Here is a 2600-nt window from a genome sequence, read left to right as displayed (position 1 = left end):
AAGGAAAAACTACCGTAAAGAAGATGATTAAAATATAAATACTGTTGCAGAATAGAAATACAAAAGCTTGTTGAAAAACAAGCTTTTGTATTTTAATGTATTTTAATAGCTTAAAATAGATTTTTAATACCTTTGCAACTCAATTAAAATTAACTTATGAAAAAAAAATTTACTCTGTTCGTTTGTATATTTTTGTATAGCTTACTCCAAGCACAACAATATGAGGTAGATACCAATTATGGTACCCAAGGCATGGCCCTACATCAACTAAAAGGAGATAAACAGTTTGCCACCGATTATGTTCAACTGCACAATGGGAAAATACTTATATCAGGAACTACAGGAGTTATACGAATAAATGAAGATTATACGCAAGATTTCAGTTTTGGAAAAAAAGGAAGAATACGAGTACCACTAGATCGAATTTTTGAAAGAGCAGATCATAAAATAATAGGAATAAAAAAGAGTATAAATTCCAACCTTCTAACCGTTCATTGTTTTTTGGCTGACGGTAGTTATGATAGGTCTTTTGGAAATCAAGGAACTTTAGAAGTAGATTTAGAGGATAATGATTCAATAGATTTTAGCAATAATTCCTTAGGAATGGCTATTCAAGGAGATCAATTGTTGCTAGCATTATACTCTGGAAAAGTTATAAGATTAACTTCTAATGGGAACTTAGATACTACTTTTGGAAATCAAGGAGTAATTAATATTCCATTACCAAAAAAAGTTGAAGAAATAGTAAGTTCAAATGATGATATAAGATTAGTTGTTGATATAATAGTTGGACCTGACGGGAGATTAATATTTGCAACAAATGTTTTTCCTAAGCAAGGATTATCAGAAAATCATATTGCTTATATATTAAAATATTCGTCGGAGGGAATATTAGAAACGACTTTTGGGGAGAATGAAGATGGTTGCTATATTATAAAATATTTAAATGGTTCAATTACCTATCCATTAACTGCACGTCTACACAAAATACAAATGAGCCATAATGGAACTATTCTAGCTCTAACAGAGGTACAGAGTAATGACAGTAATTATGAACCGAGTATGATTTTTAGCAAAATTTCTTACGACGGCAAAAATAAACTTAATGAAAATGTACTTCACTCCGGATTTACTAATCCTTCTTATCCTCCAACGATAGGGTCTTCTACTTTGGTCTATAAAAATATTTTAGAACTTTCAGAAAACAATTATGTAGTAACAGCATATTGTAACAGTAGTCAAGCCCCTAAAAAATTTTATTATGATCAAGGAGCATTAGCACTATTAAAGCCAGATGGGACTTTTGATGCTAATTTTGGAAATAATGGCGCTTTTTATATAACAGATTCTAAAACAGGTTTTGCTAGTAATGCCATAGGAACTTTAGAACTAAAAGACGGTAGTTTACTAACCATAGGTTCTTATCTATTGTACAGCTTTTCAGGTGAAGAAAATTATGGAATAACACTGTATAAATTTGATCAAAGAGGAAACCCTATTTTAACTTTTGGTAAAGGCGGAAAAATGATTTATTCTATACCTTCTGAAAAACAAAGCATCTTCACTATGGGAGTTCAACCGGATAATAAATTATTGCTGGGTTCATCAACCATATGGAGGTTGTTAGAAAACGGTAGTTTTGATTCAGAATTTAATCCTATAAAGAATGAGTATTCAGTATCGGGCACAGGAGGAGCTGATTATTATTTCAATGGTTTTTTAAAAATTAATTCCATGGATGGAAGTATTAAAACTGTTGGAACTTATATCAATAGTTATACTAATAATGGATTACTATTAAATAGCACGCCTTCCATGGATAGAGGTAGCAATCATTCGGATGTATTAGCAATTCAACCGGATGGAAAATATATATTTATGAGAAATAAATATAGTTCTAACGGGGTAGGAGCACCAGCAGAACAGAATATATATAGAAATAACCCGGACGGAACCTTAGATAATACCTTTACCTTTGACAAAGAATTTTCAATATATTCCTCAGATGCTAATCAAATCCAAAGTATAGCATTGCAAGGCGATCAATTGTTAGTAGGAGGGAATTTTATTTTGGTTGGACCTCCAAACCCAATGCAAACTCAGAAAAGCATTAGACGTTTTAACTCCGACGGATCCTATGACTATACCTTTACTCCCCTAAAAGCAAGACCTATAAAAGTACAGTCAGATAAAAAAATAATACTTAAAGATGGAACCTATCTGGAAAGATATTTACCGGATGGAGATCCAGATCTAAGCTATGGAACCAACGGAAAAGTAGACTTAAATTCGATATTAGAAATCAGTACATTTACCTATCAAATATTGCCTGACGACAAAGTGCTAATACACGCCAAAACCACCCAAGGAGAAAATCAACTCCTACAATTAACTCCAGAAGGCAAACTAGATATCAATTTCGCCAACCAAGGCATCTATATCATAGATCCATCCCTAGATGCCCAAATTGTACAAGTACAGTCAGACGATAAAATACTAATAGGTGGAACTAAAACCCTAGACGGAGAAGAATACATGGCCGTATTAAGACTTAAAAAGCAAGAAAACCAACAACAAACCAAGAAAAACCAAAGCATAGA

At 32.4% G+C, this 2600-nt stretch carries 1 protein-coding gene; it reads left to right on the top strand.

Going from position 1 to position 2600, the window contains the following annotated elements:
• Positions 1-156: 156 nt before the first annotated feature.
• Positions 157-2600, top strand: a 2444-nt coding sequence (locus ETU10_RS00160; protein ID WP_146309253.1) for a delta-60 repeat domain-containing protein, incomplete at its 3' end; no start/stop codon positions are given.

The organism is Apibacter muscae, from assembly GCF_007845595.1.
GTDB lineage: Bacteria > Bacteroidota > Bacteroidia > Flavobacteriales > Weeksellaceae > Apibacter > Apibacter muscae.
Note: the sequence above shows the minus strand (reverse complement) of the source record. Positions and strands in the feature narration are given on the sequence as shown.